Below are 18,717 nucleotides of genomic sequence, written 5' to 3' on the forward strand. Positions count from 1 at the left end.
GGGGCGGCTTCGCCACCCAACGCGGGGCAAGCCCGCTCGCCACAAAAGGGTGTGTTCAATTGGGGATTTGTGTTGCTCGGGGGGGAGGTTTCTCTATGATGTGGCCTTTCGCTTAACGCCCCAGGATTCGCCATGCCCGCCCTCACCTTCCGCAACGCCCTCCCCGCCGACGCCGCCCGTTGTTTTGAAATCGAAACCACCGCCTACGAAGGCGACGAAGCCGCGACCCTGGAAAAGATCGCCACGCGCATTGCGCTGTATCCGGAAGGCTTTCTGATCCTGAAAGCCGAGGGCGAGGTGGTGGGGTTTATCAACTGTGGCTGCGCCCATGACGTGGTGATGTCGGACGAAGCCTTCAAGGAGTTGGTAGGCCATTCACCCGAGGCGCCGAATGTGGTGATCATGTCGGTGGTGGTCGACCCGGCGTATCAGGGCAAGGGCTATTCCACGGCGTTGATGACCGAGTTTGTGCAGCGCATGCGGGCGATGGGCAAGCAGACGATTCACTTGATGTGCAAAGACCGTCATGTGGAGTTGTATAAGCGCATGGGCTATCGCTATGTGCAGCCGTCGGCGTCGGACCATGGCGGGATGGCGTGGCATGAGATGGTGATGGACCTCTAACGCTGTAACCTCGCAAAGGACTGCCTCGATGTTCATCGGACAAATCGCCCACCTGACCGGCTGCACCCCGAAAGCCATCCGGCTGTACGAGCAAATGGGGTTGATCAACGAGCCCCAGCGCAGTGGTCGCTACCGTGTGTACGACGCGCACCATGTGCAGATGGTGCACCTGGTCCGCAAGGCTCAGGCCGCGGGCTTCAAGTTGGCGGAGATGGGGCCGTTGATTGCCGCCAAGCGGGCGCTGAGGGCTTTCCCGCTGGCGTTGGCCAACGAAGCCATCGATACCAAGCGCCTGGATGTAAACGCCAGAATCCGCGAGTTGCAGGCGTTGGACGTGCAGCTGGCCGGGCTCAAGTGCCAGATGAATGAACTGTTCGGCACGCCACTCACACCGGCGCCTCATACGGTTGAAGCGGTTGCCTGTCCAGATAAGCAAATGCCTCGCGCAAGGCCTGCTGCGGGGGGCGGGGGTTGAATCCCAATTCTGCCCTGGCCTTGGCGATGCTGTATTCCTGGCGCACGTTATGGAACAGGCGCACCTGGCTGAGCATGAGCTGAGCAGGTTTGCCCGTCAGGTGTGCGCCGCGCTCTTGCAGCCAGGCGATACCGATCAGCAGCCAACGTGGCGCGGGAGGTGGCAGGCGGTAGCCCAGCAGGTGGGTCAAGTCGGCAAGGGAGGATGAGTGTTGGTTGGCCAAAATGTAGCGCTGGCCTGCACGGCCCTTCTGCGCAGCGAGCAGCATGCCGATCGCCACGTCGCGTACATCCACGAAGTTGAAGTGAAACCCTGGGTCCAGTGGCAGCTTGCGATCCTTGACCGCTTGCAGAAAGCCCAGGGTGTCGGTCAAGCGGCCGGCATTCGGGCCGACCATGGCCGAGGGCAGCACCGACACCATCCATAGCCCCAGCGCCTCAGCGGTGTGCCACGCCATGCGTTCAGCAAGGATTTTGGAGCGGTAGTAGGCGTTATCGGAGCCTGGGTTCCAGTGTTCTTCATCCAATGGGCTGCCGTCATGACCGACCGCCGCCACCGAGCTTACATAGACCACGCGCTTGACCCCCGCACGGCTGGCGGCCTGCAGCACGGTACGGGTGCCCTGCACATTGGGCTCGATGATGTCTGCCTCGGGGTGCCTGGCCCAGTGTTTGAACACCGCAGCCACCTGAAACAACACCTCCACCCCTTCCAGCGCCTTGAGCATCGCGGGCTCATCCCGCAACTCGGCATACACCCACTCACACCCAAGCCCGGTGAATGGCGCCCGATTGTGAATGTTGCGCACACCCGCGCGCACGGTGTGACCTTGCTTGAGCAGCTCCCTGACCAGGGTATTTCCCAGATGCCCATTGGCACCCGTCACCAGACACAACATGCTTTACGTTCCTTTTTTCGCGTAGAAAACCCTGCGGCGGGCGCAGCGAAAAAAGCATAAAGTCTGTCCCTTGGGACAGAGTCAAGCCTAGGGGGCGCTCTCAATCAGTTTCCCCGGCGCGGCGGGAAAACTGATTGAGAACGCCCCCTGGCACAACAAGGAATCCAACGTGATACAGCACCCCGTCATTGAAATCAGCGACCAACCCAACCCCGATGCCGAGCGCATCCTCGGTGACGGCCTGGCGGCGTTCAACGAACAAGCCACCGGCTATCATGACCGACGCCCGCTGAGCGTACTGGTCAAAGACCCTCACACCCAGGACGTTGTCGGTGGCATCACCGGCAGAACCGCGTTCGGTATGGCCTTCCTCGACCTCTTCCACTTGCCCGACACGCTGCGCGGTTCAGGCATCGGCAGCCGGTTGCTACAAGCCTTCGAAGACGAAGCCCGTCGTCGGGGTTGCCTTAGTGCGGTGCTGTACACCCTCAGCTTCCAGGCGCCGGGATTTTACGAGAAGCAGGGCTGGACAAAATTTGGCGAGCTGCCGTGTGAGCCAGAAGGTTGCAGCCGGGTGTTTCTGTCCAAAACGCTCTGAATCAAAGGGGATTCAGTGTTCCGGTGCCCGCAGGCGGATAGATCACCTCCTGCGTATCCAGATTCCTGATGCTCGAATAAGTCCGGTACGCCGTGCTGTAGTTCGGCCCCACACCTTTGGTGCTGGCGGTCAGGCGGTACGTCACCACGTAACGCTGCCCGGCCTTGAATTCCACGTCGTCCGCGCCTTCGTTGCAAAACGCGCCGCCGGTGCCCAGGGCGTTCATCGACACGTTGCACCAGCGCAGCGAGTGTTTGCCGGGGGCGAGTTTCAACGCCTGTTCACCGGTGACGTTGAGGATCGAGTGGCGGCCAGCGCCGGGCAAGGTGACGCCGTCGACTTCAAAGGCCAGGGCCAGGCGGTGAAACGGCACGCCGAGCTCACGCTCACGCCAGGTGTCGAAGTACACCAGCGCGGGGTTGGGAGTGCCGTTGGAGAGGTCGATGGGGTGGAGTTTTTCCGGGGCCCAGTCGCCCTGGTAGTTTTTGTAGTGGTAGTCGGAGCAAGCGCCGAGCAGTGGAAAAGTGAGTGCGACGGCGAGTTTCAGCAGTTTCATCGGGTAACGGTCCTTGTGGGCGATGAGATCATATCGACATCAATGCTGATTTCTTTAACCGATGCAACACCGCCGCCAATAGCAAACCAATATCATTTGCGCACGGCCCGACGCTTTGCTTTAATCGCGACCAATTCTTATTTACGCGAATCTTTTTGCGCGGGATGAACAGCGTGTCGACCTCCTTTACCCACCTCTACGGCACCCACCACGGCTGGTTGCTAGGCCTGTTGCGCAGACGCCTGAACGACCGCTGGGAGGCCGCCGACCTGGCCCACGACACGTTTATCCGCCTGCTCAGCCGCCCGTTGGCCGAGACCGACCACGTGCGCCAACGCTCGTACCTGGCCACCATCGCGCGCGGCTTGTGCATCGACCACTGGCGCCGTCGCCAGCTGGAACGTGCCTGGCTGCAAACCCTGGCCGAGGGGCCAGAAGCGCTGCAGCCGTCGCCGGAGCAACGGGCGATCATCGTTGAGACGCTTTACGAAGTGGACGCCATGCTCGCGCGCCTGCCGAAGAAGGTCAGTGAAGCCTTCCTGCTCGCGCAGTTGCACGGCCTGCCCTACAAACAGATCGCCGTGCAGCTCGGTGTGTGCGAGCGCATGGTCAAGAAGTACATGGCCCAGGCCCTGCTGCACTGCGCGATCCTGGAAGCCGAACTCGACGGGATGCTGGTGCAATGACCACCCCCGGCAAGCTCAGCCACGCCAGCCTGGAACAGGCCGCGCAGTGGTACGTGCGGCTGCAGGACCAGGGCAGCGCGCTGGAGCAGCAGCGCTGGCAGACCTGGGTTATGCAAAACCCCGAGCATTTGGCGGCCTGGCAGTATGTGCAGCGGGTCAGCCAGCGGTTTGCGCCGTTGATGGAACAACCCCATGGCGCCAGCCGTGCCTTGCGCAGCTCGCGACGCCAGACGCTCAAGACCCTGTTGGTGCTGTGCGCCGGTTCGACGCTGGCCTGGGGCACGTGGCGCAACACCGCCCTGCCTCGGCTGGTGGGCGGTTGGAGCGCCGACTATGCGACCGCCAGCGGCGAGACCCGCGACGCACTGCTCGCCGATGGCAGCCATGTGTGGCTGAACGCTTTGAGCGCGTTGGATGTGCGTTTTGATGCAGTGCAGCGCTTGCTGCAGCTGCGCTTTGGCGAGGTGTTGATCGACACGGCCAAGGACCCCAGCCGCCCGTTTCGGGTGGAGACCGAACAGGGCCGCATGCACGCACTGGGCACTCGGTTCAGCGTGGTGCAAGGCGACAATCACACCCAGCTCAACGTGTTCGAAGGCCGCGTTCAAGTACAGACCTCCAGCCAACAGTTGCGCATTATTGAAGCCGGCCAGCAGGTCTCGTTCACCCGCGACGGTTTCAACAGTGTGGCCACCGCCTCCCCCGCCCGCGAGGCCTGGAGCCGTGGTGTGTTGCTGGCCGACAACCTGCCGCTCGGCCAACTGATCGCCGAGCTCAACCGCTATCGCCCCGGCCACCTGGGCTGCGACCCGGCGGTGGCGCAGTTGCCGGTGATGGGCTCGTTCCCGCTCAAGGACAGCGACCACGCCTTGCATCTGCTGCAAGCGGCATTGCCGATTCGTGTCGACAGGCCGATGCCGTGGTGGGTCAGCGTCGGGCCGCAGTAAAAAAATTCAATCGCCAGTTCCCCTTTTTAAAACTCGCTCGGTTAACCCTGCAGACGCTTCTATTTCGCCGATCGATTTGATCCAAAGGGACACTCCTTCATGTCGCAACCTGCCCGCTTCGCGCTGCGCCCACTGGCGCTGGCCACCTCGCTGTTTTGCCTCGGCGCACCCATGGTGTACGCCGCAGAGTCGCCCTCGAACCAGGAAGCCGCGCGCAGTTATCGCATCGCCGCAGGCTCGCTGGTCAGCGTGCTGAACAGCTTCGCCGAGCAGTCGGGCATTTTTATCGCCGGCCATAACAACCTCGCCGCCGGCAAAACCAGCCCCGGCATGAATGGCAGCTACACCCCGGCCGCCGGTTTGCAGCGCCTGCTGCAGGGCAGCGGTTTGCAGGCCTTGCCCCAGGGCAACAACGGCTATGTACTCGAACAGGTCCCAGCCAACACCGGCGCCCTGGAGCTGGCTGCCACGACGATTTCCGGCCAGGACCTGGGCGCGACCACCGAAGACACCCGCTCCTACACGACAGGTTCCATGGCCTCGGCCACCGGCTTGCCGCTGTCGATGCGCGAAACCCCACAGTCAGTCACCGTGATCACCCGCCAGCAGATGGACGACCAGGGTTCCAACAGCATCGCCGACACCCTGCGCCGCGCGCCCGGCGTGAGCGTGCAGAACTACGACAGCGAACGCTGGGAGTTTTCCAGCCGGGGCCTGCCTATCACCAATTTCCAGTACGACGGCGTCAACTCCACCTACGACGGCGTGTATGACTACGGCACCACCAGCACCGACATGGCGGTGTATGACCATTTGGAAATCATCAAGGGTTCGGCGGGCTTGTTGAGCGGTTCGGGCGACCCGTCGGCCACGGTCAACCTGATCCGCAAAAAGCCCACCAAAGCGTTCAAGGCCTCGGTCACCCAAACCTTCGGCTCGTGGGACAACTACCGCACCGAAGGCGATATCTCCGGGCCCTTGACCGAGTCGGGCAACGTGCGCGGGCGCTTTGTCGGCGTGTATCAGGACCGCCAGTCGTACCTGGACCACTACCAGAACACCAAGGACATCGCCTACGGCATCCTTGAAGCGGACCTGACGCCCGACACCCTGCTGACCTTCGGCATCGACCAGCAAGACACCCGCTCACGCGGCGCCAGTTGGACCGGTTTCCCGATGTTTTTCAGCGACGGTTCACGCACGAACTTCTCGCGCTCGTTCAATCCGGCCGCCGACTGGAGCCGCCGCGATTTCCAGAACCAGACCCTGTTCGCCTCGGTGCAACAGAAACTGGCGAACGACTGGTCGCTCAAGGTCAGCCTCGACCGCAAACGCAGCCAGCACGACACCCTGCTCGCCTCCGCCAGTGGCGGCAACCCGGACCCGGTCAGCGGCGAGAACATGTATATGTTCATGGGCAAGTACAAGGGCGACCAGGTGCAAAATACCCTGGACGTCAACCTCAGCGGGCCGTTCAGCCTGCTGGGCCGTGAGCACGAGTTGATCATGGGTTTTATGGCCACGCGTTCGAAGCAGGATGTGCCGGTCTACGGGTCGATCTACCCACCGGTGGGCGGCAGCATTTTCGACTGGCACGGCGAGTACGCCAAACCGGACATTGCGCGCAGCGGCCAGAACGATATCGTGCAACGCCAGACCGGCGCCTACATTGCGACACGCCTGAAACCCACGGATGACCTGTCGGTGATTCTCGGTACGCGAGTCAGCACCTTCAGCAGCACCGACAACACCGATTTCTACGACCCGACCAAGGCCGACAACCGCACCACCTACCGCCAGAGCGGTGTGGTCACGCCCTATGCCGGGATCGTCTACGACCTCAACGACACCTGGTCGGTGTACACCAGCTACACCCAGATCTATCGCCCACAAAACAGCAAGGATGCCGACCGCAAACTGCTCGACCCGATCGAAGGCGACACCTACGAAGCGGGGCTCAAGGCCGCGTTTTACGATGGCCGCCTGAACGCCAGTTTTGCCGCGTTCCGGATCGAGCAGGACAACGTCGCCGAGTACGTCTCGGGCTTCGAGACCGATTCGGTGTACCGCCCAATTGCCGGCGCCACCACCAAAGGCTTCGAGGCAGAGCTGTCGGGTGAAGTGCTGGACGGCTGGAATGTTTCGGCCGGCTACACCTACCAGCACACCCGCGACGCCAACAACGGCTACGTGTACAGCTCGGTGCTGCAAACCACCACGCCACAACAGGTGGTGCGCCTGTTCAGTTCCTATCGCCTGCCCGGCGCGCTGGAGAACGTGACCGTGGGCGGCGGCGTGAACTGGCAGAGCGAGTTCTTCGGCAATGTATTCCAGCCCAACCCGAACGACACGGTCAACTTCGGCCAGTACGCGCGCATCACCCAGGACAGCTACTACCTGGTCGACCTGATGGCGCGCTACCGTTTCAACGAGCACCTGAGCACCACGCTGAACGTGAAGAACCTGTTCGACAAAAAGTACTACACGGGCCTGGGTAACTTCGGCACCGGCTTCTACGGCGAACCGCGCAGCCTGCAACTGGCGACCAAGTGGGACTTCTAGGCTGAAATCCCGGGCCGTCTGTGCAATGATCCTCCCTCGATCTCTCGAGGGATGGAGCCACCGCCATGTCGCTGAACACCACCGCTCACCCTGCGCACGCGCCGCGCTTCTGGCGTGACGAGCGCCTGCCGTTCATCGAAGCGCGCACCATCGCTGACGGGCGCAAGGTCACTTACACCCGTCACGCCCACGAGCATTTTTCCATTGGCGCAATCACCACCGGGTGCAGCTATTACCACTACGGCGCGCAGACCTTCGAGATCAGCGCCGGCACGGTGGTGCTGATGAACCCAGGCGACGTGCATGCCTGCAATCCCATCCACGACCAGCCCTGGTCGTATCACATGCTGTACCTCGACACGCCCTGGCTGACCGACCTGCAATACCAACTGGGTTTCAGCACCGATCAGGGTTACCGGCCGTTCAACACACCCCACACGCAAGACGCCGTGCTGTACAACGGTTTGATCGAGCTGTACCGGACACTGTTGGATGAACACGCTGAGCTGCTGCAAAAACAGAGCGCGCTGGTGAGTTATTTCACGGAGGTTCAGCAACGCCTGAACCCGTCGCAGACCCCGGTGCGTGAGGTCAACCACAAACTGGAACACGCCGCCGAATACATCCGCGAGCACTGTACCCAGGCTCTGAAGCTGGAAGACATTTGCGTCGCGGCCGAGCTGTCGCCGTCCTACTTGATCCGCGCGTTCAAGCAGTATTACGGGCTGACACCCCATGCCTTCCTGGTGAACCAGCGCATCCAGTTTGCCCGCACCCAGTTACGCAACGGCGAGCTGATCGCCGATGTGGCGCTGGCCTCAGGCTTCGCCGACCAGGCGCATTTCCAGCGTGCCTTCAAACAGCATTTCGCCGCAACGCCGGGGCAATACCGCGACCGGCTCAAGCCATCAGTAAATAACCCACACTGGCCACCAGCAACGCGGCCATTGAGCGGTTGAACAACCGCACGCCACCCGGGTTGCTCAGGTAACGCCGCAAGAACGTACCGGCATACGCCCAGCACGCCACCGACAGGTAGCAGATCACCAGGTAGATCGCCGCAAACAGCCACACCTGTGCGGCGTCGCCATCGGCCACAAACAAACCCATCCCCGCCACGCAGGCCAGCCAGGCCTTGGGGTTGAGCCATTGCATGATTGCGCCGTAGAGCATCGATGGCGCCGTAGCGGTGCCTTCGGCTTCGAGCCGGCCATCGTCCACCGCCAGTTTCCAGGCCATGTACAGCAGAAAGGCCACCCCGCCCCACTGGATCAACTGGGTCAATAGTGGCCAGCGCACGAGCACTTCATGCAGTCCCAGGCCGATCAGCACCAGCAACACGGTAAAGCCTGCGGCGGCGCCGAGCACGTGTTTCTGGCTGGCGGAAAAACCGAAGCGCGCGCCCGAACTCAGGGCCACCACATTTACCGGTCCCGGCGTGATGGAGGTGGCCAGGGCGAAGGCCGCCATGGAAATGATCAAGCTCATTGCAGTTCCTTTTTGTGATGCCAAGCGAAGATGACTTCACGGTAAAGGGCAAAGCGATCACGGTATTGAACAAAATGCCCCTCAGCCTTTAGATATTTTTCGCACGTGTACAAGCGGGCTTTCTCGACAGCAAAGAGTCCCTGTACCCTGTCGGCGCGCGACTGCTGCGTACCCACAGATTCCAACCACGTCAGGATGCCAATGCCAAACCCGATTCCCCGCCGGCGCGATGCCGCCGTCACCCGCGACGCCATTTTGTTGTCTGCGCGCAAAACGTTTGCCCGGTCAGGTTATGACGGTGCCGAAGTGCGCGAAATCGCAGCGGGTGCAGGGGTGACGGAAATGCTGGTCAACCGCTACTTCGACTCCAAGGAGCAGCTGTTTGCCGAAGTGATCGCCGACGCCATGGCCGGCCCGATCACCCTCACCGAAGGCAGCCTCGGCACAGAAAACCTTGGCCGCACCCTCGCCACGGCGCTGGTGAGCATCACCGACACCGGCAGCACACCGCTGGAAGGGTTCCTGATCATGCTGCATTCGGCGTCGAGCAAACGCGCAGCGGTGATCGGCCGCGAGCAGGTGGAAAAAGGTCATCAGGCGACCCTGGCGGCTGCGCTCAAGGGCGCGCATCACCAAGAACGTGCCGCGCTGGTGATGGCGTTGGTGTCGGGGTTTCAGGTGATGCGCCAGATGCTGGAATTGTCGGCGCTGGCCAAGGCTGATCCGCAGGTGTTGATTGATTTGTTGGTGCCGCTGTTCGAGCAACTGGTAAATCCCCCCCAGACTGACTGAAATTCATCTGTGGCGAGCAAGCTTGCTTGCGCTGGGGTGCGAAGCGCCCCCAAAAGCCGGCTCCAGCTACGCTGTCGAACGGGAGCAAGCTCCCTTGCCACAGCAAGCTCCCTCGCCACAATAGGCCCGCTCCCGCATTTTGGATTTTTGCCGCCCGCAGAGTTGATTATTCGCCCGTCATACGCTCCAGGCTGTTGCTCAAATGCAGCAGCATCGCCGCGCGCGCTGCGTCCGGATCCTGGCGGCGGATGGCTTTGAGGATCGCTTCGTGTTCAAGGTTGGCCAACTGGCCGAGCTTCATCAGGTCGGCATCGCCGCGCTCCTGGGCATTGATGCGCGAACGCGGGATCACCGAGTTGCCCAGGTGGTGGATCACGTCGGTGAAGTAGGTGTTGCCGGTGGCTTGGGCAATCAACTGGTGAAAGCGCACATCCGGTTCGACGCTGCTGTCATGGTTACTGAGTGAATCCTGGTAATCGTCGAGGGCCTGGCGCATCTGCTGCAATTGCGCGTCGGTGCGGCGCAACGCGGCCAGGGCGGCGGCCTGGGTTTCCAGGCCCATGCGCAATTCAAGAATGCCACGCACGCTGACAGCCGTGTCGTGGGTCAGGTGCAGCCCTTGGCGTTGATCGCGCGCCAGCACAAACGTGCCCACCCCATGCCGGGTTTCCACCAGCCCGGCCGCCTGCAATTTCGACAGCGCCTCGCGCACCACCGTGCGACTGACGCCGTACTCGCCGACGATGGCGGATTCGGAGGGCAGCTTCTCGCCCGCTGCCATCTGACCGAGGAGGATGCGCTGGGTGAGCGCGGTGACGATGTCGTGGGCCAGGCCCTGGGAACGCTTGCGCGGGGTGTCGGTGAGCATCGGTAATTCCATCGAAAAGACCCCGGCAATACTAGCATCCCTGCCGGCCACCTACTTGTATGACAACAAACAAATAATGCACACATCCCTGTAGGAGTCGGCTTGCCGGCCATGACCGTTAACGGTAACGCGAAGGCCCAGTAATAGCGCAGCCTTTGTGGGCTTTAGCCGGTAATCCGGTTCCTGCAGGGATCGCGTCAGCTCAAATTCCCGTTGCCACTTTGAAAATCATAGTTGTATGATGTCTATCAAGTTGTCAGACAACACCGGCAACCCTGAACCCATCCCCGCACAACAATAATCAGTGGGAGTTCTACCTCGTGACCCCTTCCAGCCCTGCGACAGCTGCGCCTGCTCTCGACCCCGTCCTGGCCCGCGCGATCAAAAAGGTGAAGAGCCATGTGCTCCCACTGTTCGTGATCATGTTCATCGTCAACTACATCGACCGCGTCAATATCGGCTTTGTGCGCACCCACATGGAACACGACCTGGGCATCGGCGCAGCCGCCTACGGCTTCGGTGCCGGCTTGTTCTTCATCGGTTATGCGCTGTTCGAAGTGCCCTCCAACATGCTCCTGCAAAAAGTCGGCGCGCGTATCTGGCTGACCCGCATCATGTTCACCTGGGGCATCACCGCCACACTGATGGCCTTCATCCAGAACGAAACCCACTTCTACATCCTGCGTTTTCTGCTGGGCGTGGCCGAGGCCGGGTTCTTTCCGGGGGTGATCTACTACTTCACCCGCTGGTTACCCGGCGTTGAGCGTGGCAAGGCGATTGCGATCTTCCTCAGCGGCTCTGCCCTGGCATCGTTGATCTCCGGCCCGCTTTCCGGTGTGCTGCTGCAAATCACCGGGCTGGGCCTGCACGGCTGGCAATGGATGTACATCATCGAAGGCATGGCCTCGGTGCTGCTGTGCTTCTTCGTGTGGTTCTGGCTGGACTCCAACCCCCACGACGCCAAATGGCTCAGCCGCGAGGAGCAGGACGCGCTGGTGGGTGAAATCGACCGCGAACAACGCGAGCGTGACGCCGCCACCACGGTCAAGCCGAGCCTGGGCAAGCTGCTCAAGGACCGCCAGATCATGCTGTTCTGCGCGCTGTACTTCTGCATTCAGCTGACCATCTACGCCGCCACCTTCTGGCTGCCGAGCATCATCAAGAAGATGGGCAACATGAGTGACATCCAGGTCGGCTTCTACAACTCGATCCCATGGCTGATCTCGATCATCGCGATGTATTCGTTCGCAGCCCTGGCCGGCAAGTACAAGCACCAGCAGGCATGGGTGGCCACGGCGCTGTTGATTGCGGCGGCGGGGATGTTCTTCTCCACTACCGGCGGGCCGGTGTTTGCCTTCGTGGCGATCTGTTTTGCCGCGATCGGCTTCAAGTCGGCTTCGTCGCTGTTCTGGCCGATTCCCCAGGGCTACCTGGATGCGCGCATCGCGGCAGCGGTGATCGCGTTGATCAACTCCATCGGCAACCTCGGCGGGTTTGTCGCGCCGACCACCTTCGGTTTCCTGGAGCAGACCACCGGGTCGATCCAGGGCGGTTTGTATGGCCTGGCGGGCACCTCGATCCTCGCCGCGGTCCTGGTGTTTTTCGCCAAGACCCTGCCCGCCGCGAACACCCCTAGCGTGCTGCACCCTGCCCCGGCCTTGAGCAAATAAGGAAGACTTTTGATGAACACCGAACAACAGCACCACGCCAACAACGCCCCGGTCGTCACCCACCTGGAAGTGATCCCGGTGGCCGGCCACGACAGCATGCTGCTCAACCTCAGCGGCGCTCACGGGCCGTTTTTTACGCGCAATATCGTGATTCTCAAAGACAGCGCCGGGCATATCGGCGTGGGTGAAGTGCCGGGCGGCGAACGCATCCGCGAAACCCTGGAAGACGCGCGCAGCCTGGTGATCGGCAAGCCTATCGGCCAGTACCAGAGCATCCTCAATTCGATGCGCCGCACCTTCGCCGCACGGGACAGCGCCGGGCGTGGCCTGCAGACGTTTGATCTGCGCATCACCATCCACGCCGTCACCGCGATGGAAGCCGCGCTGCTCGACCTGCTCGGCCAGTTCCTCGACGTGCCGGTGGCCGCGCTGCTCGGCGAAGGCCAGCAGCGCGACGCGGTGAAGATGCTCGGTTACCTGTTCTATATTGGCGACCGCCAGCAGACCGACCTGGCCTACCGCAGCGAAGCCGATGCCGACGACTGGTTCCGCCTGCGCCACGAGCAAGCCATGACCCCGGACGCCATCGTGCGCCTGGCCGAAGCCGCCAAGGCCAAGTACGGTTTCAACGACTTCAAGCTCAAGGGCGGCGTGCTGCGCGGAGCCGAAGAAATCGAAGCGGTGACGGCCCTGGCCGAACGCTTCCCCGATGCACGTATCACGCTGGACCCGAACGGCGCCTGGTCGCTCAAGGAAGCCATCGCCCTGTGCCGCGACCAGCATCACGTTCTGGCCTACGCCGAAGACCCGTGCGGTGCCGAAAACGGTTATTCAGGCCGTGAGGTCATGGCCGAATTCCGCCGCGCCACCGGCTTGCCCACCGCCACCAATATGATCGCCACCGACTGGCGTGAAATGGGCCACGCGATCCAGTCGCAAGCGGTCGACATCCCCCTCGCCGACCCGCATTTCTGGACGATGCAGGGCTCGGTGCGGGTGGCGCAGATGTGCCACGAATGGGGTCTCACCTGGGGCTCGCACTCCAACAATCACTTTGATATTTCCCTGGCGATGTTCACCCAGGTGGCAGCCGCCGCGCCGGGAGAGATCACTGCGATAGACACCCACTGGATCTGGCAGGACGGCCAGCGCCTGACCCAGGTGCCGCTGCAGATTATCGACGGCCACATCAAAGTGCCGGCCAAGCCGGGCCTGGGGGTGGATATCGACATGGACGCCGTGGCCCACGCCCACGAACTGTATAAAGGCATGGGCCTGGGCGCGCGCAATGACAGCGTGGCCATGCAGTTTTTGATTCCGGGCTGGGCCTTCGATAACAAACGCCCGTGCCTGGTGCGCTGAAGTCTATTTGACGAACAACTCCCGATCCCGGGCCTTCACATGCCCGGGACGGTAGTACGCATCGAACCAGGGCTTCTCCCCCGCCGCCGGCGGTTTGGCCAGGCGCAAGGTTTGCAGCGCGCCGGGTTTGCTCGCGTTGACCCGAAAGTGGAAGTGATCAAACAGGCGCAACGCCTCGATGGCATACACCAAGGCAATCTTGCGGTCTTCGATGCGGATCAGGTGGTCGCCGTTGTTCTTCTCCCCGCCACCGGCCAGGTTGGATGAGCCGGTGTACACCGTGGGGTTGGCGCCGTTGAAATCGGTGACCACAAACTTGTTGTGCACCATGTTCCCGGCATTGCCCGACCACTCCGACTTGAACGGCGCCGGCGCATTGCTCGCCAGGTAAGCGAACGGCAGCAACCCCACCGAGCCATCCGGCTTGCGCACCGCCAGCTTGCCGATGCGTTGGGCCACGCCGTAGGAGAACAGCGAGCGCTGCATCAACTCGTCCAGCGCATTGCGCACCTTGCCGTTGATCAGGCTGAGGAACACGACGGAATACAGCACCGAACTGGTCGCCTGCTCGATGCTGGCGGCGATGGGGTCCAGGGACAAAGCGCTGTCGGCATGGGGCGCGAAGCACAGCGAGACTTTCGATCCCGGCTCATCGCGCACCACCCACCATTGCTGCGACAACCGGTGCTGGCGGAAGGTCGTCGGCGAACGCCAATAGGCGTCGAACACCTCGGCAAACTTGCCGGCCACAGTTTCGTCGTCGAACAGCAGCACGTTATTGGCCTGGATATACAGGCCGCGCAAGGCGAAGTTGGTGGAACCGCCCAGCACCCGGATCGCCTTGCCCGCGCGCCGCACGATCAGCACCTTGTTGTGCTGCTGACTGGAAAAATGCAGGCGCTTGATCTGCGCGCCCGCAGCGCTCAAGCGCGCGGCGCTGAGGCTTTCGCAGCTGTCGGCGACGCCCTGGTCGCCGTGGTCATCGATGATTGCGCGCAGGCGTGGGCCGAGCTGTTCGAGGCGGCGCAGGATGTCGGGTTCCTTGCTCTCGTAGATCAGTGCGTCGAGGGTCAGTTCGGGGTCATTCGAAACGTGGTCGAGCACTTGCAGAATCAACTGCCGGGCCTCGAAGCCGAGCCATTGGTAATTGCGTTCGAAGGGCGCCATGTCCAGCTCCAGATAGGCGCCTGGGGCGGAGCGCGCTGGCGGCAGGATGCGCGTTTCATTGTCGAAACGATCACCGTAAGCCTGGGATGACGCAAAGCCACGGGTGAAGCCGATGCTCACAAAATGGCTGATGGTTTGCGCTTCGAGAGAGACCTGGCCTTCCACGCCGATGCCCTTGGACAGCGTGCCATCGGCGCCCATGTAGCAGGCGGTGACGCGGTAGCGGTAATAGCCGGCGAGTATTTCGCTGGGCACATGAATCCAGCGGAATTTCTGGAACGGTGCCTCGGTGGAGGGAAAAGTGCGCGGTCGCTCGGGTGTGGGCGGGTAGTCGAAGTGCAGGCGGTTGTGCAGCACGCCCCAGTGGTTGGCTCCGGGGTAACGCACTTCGATGCTGAAGCCGACAAAATCGGCAGTGGCCAGGTCAGGTGCCAGGTCGAAGGCCAGCAGCGCTGCACCCTCGCCGCGATAGAGCTTGAAGGTCAAGCCCTGGGAGGTGGTCTTGCTCTCGAAGTCGGTGCTCATGGTTGCGTCTCCTCTGCGGGAAGACCTCCATACTTCGGACGGGGCCGAGGCCCGTTCACCACTGGGAGGCGGTGCAGTAGAGTCTAGCGCGTGCGGCGCATCAAGCCACTGGCGCCTGGGTGACGATGTCTTGAACCGCTCGCCCGGCTTAACTCACCCGCTGATCAGCGAAAAGTGCGCGCCCACTCCGGCGCGCACGCCCTCTGCCACCGCCAACGCCACGGAGCCGGCGGCGAGGGAGGTGTCGCCACAGGCAAACACGCCGGCCACGGAGGTCTGGCGGGTTTCGTTGGTGTGCAGGTAAGCGCCGGTGGGGCCGTCGGCCAACTCACAGCCCAACTGTTGTGCCAGCGGGCTGATATGGGTGCGCGACATCGTGAAGACGCCGTCGAGCGGGATGACACGGCCGTCGACCAATTCCACATCCGCACGCTCGCCGCTGAGTCGCACTACCCCGCCAGGCTCGACCGTGACGCCCCGCCGATCCAGCTGCGCCTGTTGCTCGGCATCCGGCGTGAATACACCGTTGGTGAACAAGGTGGTGGTGCCCCAATCCGGCAACATCAATGCGTGGTGCATCGCCAGCGGTGAGGCGGCCAATACACCGATACGGCCTTGGTCCAGTTCATAGCCGTGGCAGTAAGGGCAGTGAAATACCCGCGTGCCCCAGCGTTCCTTCACGCCTTCGATGGCAGGCAACTCGTCGACCACCCCGGTGGCGAGCATCAGGCGTTTCGCCTGGAATTCGCCATTGCACTGCGTACGCACGCTGAAACCGCCCTGCTCCACGGCGGCCTGGACCACGCTGTCCTGCACCCAGGTAACGGTCGGGTATTCCATCAATTGGCTACGGCCTTCGGCGGCGATGACATCCGGCGCCTGGCCATCCTGGCCAAGAAAGCCATGGGAGGTGGCCGCAAACCGGTTGCGCCGCTGCCCCGCATCAATCACCAGTACCTTGCGCCGCGCCCGCGCCAGTTGCAGGCCCGCTGACAGGCCGGCATAGCTGCCGCCCACGATAATGACGTCATACAGCATGGTAGTGACCCCGTATCAGGTGCACGCGGTTATCCGCGCGCTTTCACGACACACCATAAGTTACATAAAATTAGCGCGTCAAGGGTCTCGCAACTTTTCTAGTTACGAACGATACTTTCAACCGAATCGATCCGAGATTTTTTTGATGAGAAACGACACCCGACTCTCGCGCATGCTGCATGTGCTGATCCATATGGGCCGCCATGACGAGCGCGCTACCTCGGAAACCATCGCGCAAATGCTCGGCACCAACCCGGTGGTGGTGCGGCGTACGCTTGGGCTGCTCAAGGAAAAGGGCTATGTACGCTCGGAGAAAGGCCATCAGGGCGGCTGGACCCTGGGCAAACCCTTGAGTGAAATCACCTTGCTGGATATTCACAGCGCCCTGGGTACACCGTCGATATTTGCCATTGGCTTGTCCACCGACCACCCGCAATGCCTGGTGGAACAGGCGGTTAACGCGGCGCTGACAGACGCGTTCGACCAGGCCCAGGCGCTGCTGCTGGCGCGCTTGGGCGATGTGACGCTGGCGCAGTTGGCGGATGATTTTGACGAGCGTTATCGCATCGCAATGGCGCCTTGATCAACTCACAGCCCGCGATGACGCAACCACTGCAGGAAGCCCTTCTTGACCGGCACCACCGGCGCTTCCTGGGTCAACACCTGAGCGGTGTGTATGCGGAAATCCAGCAGCGCCGTCATTGCTTCGCTGATGTCATGCCGCGCATCCAGGCAGGGCTTCAAATACTCTTTCTCGATGCGGTACAGGGTGCAAAAGGTCTTGGCAGAAAAATCCGCCAGTGTTGCCTCATCGGACAAAATGCCCGCTTCTCCGATCACTTCCCCCGGCCCCATGCGCCCGGCTTCGAACTTGTGGCCGCCCTTGCTCAGCATCACCGACACCACACCGGTCTCGACGATAAACAAATGATCGCTGACCTCCTCCGCGGGCAAAATCATCTCGCCGGCGCGGTAGCTGTGCAACGTCATGTTCTGGCTAAACGTGTCTTTCTCTTCCAGGCGCAAGGTGGAGAAAATCGACGAGCGCTCCAGCAGCGCCCGCGCACCGGACATCGCCGGCGGCGCACTGCTTTCGGTGGCAGACAGTAAGCCCACGCCCGCCGCCTGCAGGTGCCGGAAGGCCAGGTCGTACAGCTGGTTACGCACCTCGCGCTTGAGCGGCATCGACGGCACGAACCCACTGATTTCATACTCGACGCCGCCACTGGCGGAGGTTTTGAACGCAACGCTCGGCGCTGGTTTGGCCAGCAGCGGCCGGCACCCTTGCATGGCACGTTCCAGTGCTTCGATCACCGTTTGCGGGCGTGCATGGGGACTGACTTGCAGGCTGACCGCCAAGCCGAACATATCTGCCGGGCGCGAGAAGTTGATGATCTTGGCCTTGGCCGCCAAGGAGTTGGGAATCACCGCCATGCTGCCCTGGGCCGTTTGCAGCCGCGTGGCGCGCCAGTCGATATCAGTAACCCGGCCTTCGGTGCCGTCGATGGAAATCCAGTCATCCAACTGGTAAGGCTTGGTGGTGTTGAGCACGATCCCGGAAAACACATCGCTGAGGGTGCTTTGCAACGCCAGGCCGACGATGATCGCCACCGCGCCGGAGGTGGCAAGCACGCCCTTGACCGGCAGGTCGAGCACGTAGGCCATGGCGGCGATGATCGCGATCAGGAAAATCACCGCGCCCATCAAATCCTGCAGCAACCGCCCGGTATGGCCGACCCGCTGCATCATCAGCGCGCCGAGCAACACCGTGAGCGTACGCGCGGCGAACAACCACCAGCCGATCTGCAACGCCGTGGCGGCCATGTGCAACGCGGTGTTGTCGGCATACGGGGCGACGAGCATGGGGTTCATGCCGTCATTGAACAGCACCATACTGAACACCGCAAAAATCACCAGCCGCGCGATCAGCTTCCAATTGCCGGGGTTGGCCGAAAACAGGCGCCACACGGCAATGTCGATGAAAATCAGCGCCAGGGCGCAGAGCATCGGGTGATCGGAGATGAGTGAGAGCATTCAGGCGACTCCAGGGCGGATGGCGGGAAGATCGCATGAAATGGGGAGGCTGGAAAACAAAATGTAGGCGCTGGCCTTAATGCCGACCCGTTAAGAAATAGAAAGGGCGAACAATAACTTGTGGCGATCCGACAAGCTCTTATCAAACTTAAAATAACTTACTGATTTTAAAGGGTTAAAATTTCACCCTAAGGTTTTGAGTCTTACATAAACAATTTAAGGCGACCGCATTCTTGTGGCGAGCGGGCTTGTCCCGCGTTGGGCTGCGCAGCAGCCCCAAAACCAGGCGCAGAGGAGTGCCCGATACACCGCATTCGTCTTCATCAGGGGCGCTTCGCACCCCAACGCGGGACAAGCCCGCTCGCCACAGAGGTCCCAGTTTGCTGCGCGACAGCGCTACGTCGAAGACGGGGTGGGGCCTCCCTAG

At 62.0% G+C, this 18,717-nt stretch carries 18 protein-coding genes; 11 read left to right on the forward strand and 7 right to left on the reverse strand.

All coding sequences use genetic code 11. The features are described from left to right. Positions 1 to 132 precede the first annotated feature (132 nt). Together ACR52_RS26810 and ACR52_RS26815 are read left to right on the forward strand one after the other, a co-directional pair. Positions 133 to 624, forward strand: coding sequence for a GNAT family N-acetyltransferase (locus tag ACR52_RS26810; protein ID WP_048731131.1), 492 nt, complete (start codon positions 133 to 135; stop codon positions 622 to 624). Between the two features lie 28 nt (positions 625 to 652). Further along, complete coding sequence (locus ACR52_RS26815; protein ID WP_048731133.1) at positions 653 to 1,099, forward strand: MerR family transcriptional regulator; 447 nt, start codon at positions 653 to 655, stop codon at positions 1,097 to 1,099. Here ACR52_RS26815 and ACR52_RS26820 read toward each other — a convergent pair. Continuing rightward, positions 1,011 to 1,997: an NAD-dependent epimerase/dehydratase family protein gene (locus ACR52_RS26820; RefSeq protein ID WP_082143260.1), complete on the reverse strand. Its 987-nt coding sequence runs from the start codon at positions 1,995 to 1,997 to the stop codon at positions 1,011 to 1,013. The two genes, ACR52_RS26815 and ACR52_RS26820, sit on opposite strands and share 89 nt — an antisense overlap. 172 nt (positions 1,998 to 2,169) lie before the next feature. Between ACR52_RS26820 and ACR52_RS26825 the strand changes: the two genes are divergently transcribed. Further along, a complete protein-coding gene (locus tag ACR52_RS26825; protein WP_048731190.1) occupies positions 2,170 to 2,595 on the forward strand; it encodes a GNAT family N-acetyltransferase in 426 nt (141 codons plus the stop codon). A gap of 1 nt (position 2,596) precedes the next feature. On the opposite strand, the gene ACR52_RS26830 is transcribed toward ACR52_RS26825, so the two are convergent. Then, positions 2,597 to 3,151, reverse strand: coding sequence for a hypothetical protein (locus ACR52_RS26830; RefSeq protein ID WP_048731136.1), 555 nt, complete (start codon positions 3,149 to 3,151; stop codon positions 2,597 to 2,599). A 164-nt stretch (positions 3,152 to 3,315) separates the two neighbouring features. Here ACR52_RS26830 and ACR52_RS26835 point away from each other — a divergent pair, with 164 nt between their 5' ends. From ACR52_RS26835 to ACR52_RS26850, 4 genes are all read left to right on the forward strand, one after another. After that, on the forward strand, positions 3,316 to 3,837 hold the full coding sequence (locus ACR52_RS26835; protein ID WP_048731138.1) for a sigma-70 family RNA polymerase sigma factor: 522 nt from the start codon (positions 3,316 to 3,318) through the stop codon (positions 3,835 to 3,837). After that, positions 3,834 to 4,784 (forward strand): FecR domain-containing protein, encoded by a 951-nt coding sequence (locus ACR52_RS26840; RefSeq protein ID WP_048731139.1) that lies wholly within the window; start codon positions 3,834 to 3,836, stop codon positions 4,782 to 4,784. The genes ACR52_RS26835 and ACR52_RS26840 overlap by 4 nt, the downstream gene beginning before the upstream one ends. Before the next feature lie 99 nt (positions 4,785 to 4,883). Further along, on the forward strand, positions 4,884 to 7,346 hold the full coding sequence (locus ACR52_RS26845) for a TonB-dependent siderophore receptor (protein WP_048731140.1): 2,463 nt from the start codon (positions 4,884 to 4,886) through the stop codon (positions 7,344 to 7,346). Positions 7,347 to 7,411: 65 nt separating this feature from the next. Next, positions 7,412 to 8,305 carry an AraC family transcriptional regulator gene (locus ACR52_RS26850; protein ID WP_048731142.1) on the forward strand — a complete coding sequence of 298 codons (894 nt, stop codon included), beginning with the start codon at positions 7,412 to 7,414 and terminating at the stop codon, positions 8,303 to 8,305. On the opposite strand, the gene ACR52_RS26855 is transcribed toward ACR52_RS26850, so the two are convergent. Then, the gene (locus ACR52_RS26855) at positions 8,247 to 8,834 is read right to left on the reverse strand and encodes a LysE family translocator (RefSeq protein ID WP_048731144.1); all 588 of its coding nucleotides are present in this window, start codon (positions 8,832 to 8,834) and stop codon (positions 8,247 to 8,249) included. The two genes, ACR52_RS26850 and ACR52_RS26855, sit on opposite strands and share 59 nt — an antisense overlap. A gap of 201 nt (positions 8,835 to 9,035) precedes the next feature. Between ACR52_RS26855 and ACR52_RS26860 the strand changes: the two genes are divergently transcribed. Further along, positions 9,036 to 9,626: a TetR/AcrR family transcriptional regulator gene (locus ACR52_RS26860; RefSeq protein WP_236692207.1), complete on the forward strand. Its 591-nt coding sequence runs from the start codon at positions 9,036 to 9,038 to the stop codon at positions 9,624 to 9,626. A 166-nt stretch (positions 9,627 to 9,792) separates the two neighbouring features. Here the strand turns inward: ACR52_RS26860 and ACR52_RS26865 are convergent, their stop codons facing one another. Further along, positions 9,793 to 10,494, reverse strand: a complete 702-nt coding sequence (locus ACR52_RS26865) for a FadR/GntR family transcriptional regulator (protein WP_152687710.1) — start codon at positions 10,492 to 10,494, stop codon at positions 9,793 to 9,795. A gap of 320 nt (positions 10,495 to 10,814) precedes the next feature. Between ACR52_RS26865 and ACR52_RS26870 the strand changes: the two genes are divergently transcribed. Together ACR52_RS26870 and gudD are read left to right on the forward strand one after the other, a co-directional pair. After that, complete coding sequence (locus ACR52_RS26870; RefSeq protein WP_048731151.1) at positions 10,815 to 12,164, forward strand: MFS transporter; 1,350 nt, start codon at positions 10,815 to 10,817, stop codon at positions 12,162 to 12,164. A 12-nt stretch (positions 12,165 to 12,176) separates the two neighbouring features. Beyond that, positions 12,177 to 13,526 (forward strand): glucarate dehydratase, encoded by a 1,350-nt coding sequence (gene gudD / locus ACR52_RS26875; RefSeq protein ID WP_048731154.1) that lies wholly within the window; start codon positions 12,177 to 12,179, stop codon positions 13,524 to 13,526. Positions 13,527 to 13,529: 3 nt separating this feature from the next. Here gudD and ACR52_RS26880 read toward each other — a convergent pair whose 3' ends face one another. Further along, positions 13,530 to 15,218, reverse strand: coding sequence for a phospholipase D-like domain-containing protein (locus ACR52_RS26880; RefSeq protein ID WP_048731156.1), 1,689 nt, complete (start codon positions 15,216 to 15,218; stop codon positions 13,530 to 13,532). 153 nt (positions 15,219 to 15,371) lie between these two features. After that, positions 15,372 to 16,256: an NAD(P)/FAD-dependent oxidoreductase gene (locus ACR52_RS26885; RefSeq protein WP_048731159.1), complete on the reverse strand. Its 885-nt coding sequence runs from the start codon at positions 16,254 to 16,256 to the stop codon at positions 15,372 to 15,374. Positions 16,257 to 16,401: 145 nt separating this feature from the next. On the opposite strand from ACR52_RS26885, the gene ACR52_RS26890 reads away from it, so the two are divergent. Further along, positions 16,402 to 16,839, forward strand: a complete 438-nt coding sequence (locus ACR52_RS26890) for an Rrf2 family transcriptional regulator (protein WP_048731161.1) — start codon at positions 16,402 to 16,404, stop codon at positions 16,837 to 16,839. A gap of 5 nt (positions 16,840 to 16,844) precedes the next feature. On the opposite strand, the gene ACR52_RS26895 is transcribed toward ACR52_RS26890, so the two are convergent. After that, entirely contained in the window at positions 16,845 to 18,290 is a 1,446-nt protein-coding gene (locus ACR52_RS26895; protein WP_048731163.1) for a mechanosensitive ion channel domain-containing protein, read from the reverse strand. Positions 18,291 to 18,717: the final 427 nt, after the last annotated feature.

The sequence above is a fragment of the Pseudomonas fildesensis genome (assembly GCF_001050345.1).
GTDB classification, from domain to species: domain Bacteria; phylum Pseudomonadota; class Gammaproteobacteria; order Pseudomonadales; family Pseudomonadaceae; genus Aquipseudomonas; species Aquipseudomonas fildesensis.